Source organism: Alistipes sp. CAG:268 (assembly GCA_000434235.1).
GTDB classification, from domain to species: domain Bacteria; phylum Bacteroidota; class Bacteroidia; order Bacteroidales; family Rikenellaceae; genus Alistipes; species Alistipes avistercoris.
This window is the reverse complement of sequence record FR891987.1, coordinates 16660-17617: the sequence shown is the minus strand read 5'-3', so window position 1 is coordinate 17617 and position 958 is coordinate 16660. Positions and strand designations below refer to the sequence as shown.

Here is a 958-nt window from a genome sequence, read left to right as displayed (position 1 = left end):
AGGGCGTCCCAGCTCAGGGCGCTGAGGTCGGAGTTGCGTTCGAAGCTGATCGGCAGGGCGGGGATCTTCACCACGCGGGTGACGGCCTCGCCGCTCTCGGGGTCGTGGGCCGTGACGATCGTGCTCCGCTGGAAGCTCGACAACTGGATGTCGATGCCCTGCGAAGTGCCGATCCGCTGCGAATTCCGGATCACGCGCGAGGTATGTACTCCCGATCCGAGCAGGTAGGTGGCATATTCGGCCACGAAATCGAGCGTTGCGATCAGTTCTTCTTTGGTCTTCATACCGGTTGCAAAAATAATCTTTTTTCGTTTGAAACCAGCCTCTTTCCCCTTTTTTTCGACTCCGATGCCGCAGGCCGCTTCCGGTGCGGCAAGCGGTGGCGCCCGAGCCGTGCCCCGGCGGCCCGCGAATCGGGCTCACGGTCCGGCGGGGCCGCCTCCCCGTCGGACCGAATTCCTGCCGGGTAAACGAAGAGGGGCTTCCGGAGATCCGGAAGCCCCTCCTGCGTCAGACCGTCTGCCCGGCGGTGTCAGAATGCCGCCTGGTTCATGCGTTTGTCCACCAGCAGCCCGTCTGCCGGCTGCAGGTCGTAGACATAGGCCTTGCGGGTGCGGAAGCGGATCACGAGCAGTTCGCCGTCGCCCTCGGCCGTCGCCTGTTCGCCGACGTTCACGAAGGTCGGGTAGAGGGCCTTCACGCCGTTGGTATGGAGCCGGTCTGCGGTGAAGTTGCGCATCTGCCCGAGTCCGGGGGCCTCGATGCCGACATACTCCAGCTGCTGCGGGTCGTAGGGCAGGGCGAAACTCAGGGCGTTCACGCTCTTCAGCCCGCGGCCCGAGACGCGGATCTCGACCGTCTCGCCCGGGGCGTAGCTGCGCTTCGAGGCCTTCACCGTGACCGTCCCCGCCACGGGGGCGGCCGGCCGGCGGTCCGCGCGCCCCCCCCGCCGCTGTGC

General features: G+C 66.6%; 1 protein-coding gene and 1 pseudogene (1 of these 2 cut by a window edge). Both read right to left on the bottom strand.

The annotated features are described in order from the left end of the window. On the bottom strand, positions 1-284 hold a 284-nt coding region (locus QZL63_RS03830; RefSeq protein WP_290585927.1), incomplete at its 3' end, for a threonine/serine exporter family protein. Between the two features lie 248 nt (positions 285-532). After that, positions 533-958, bottom strand: a pseudogene (locus QZL63_RS03825) (TIM-barrel domain-containing protein) (it continues 3455 nt past the right edge of the window).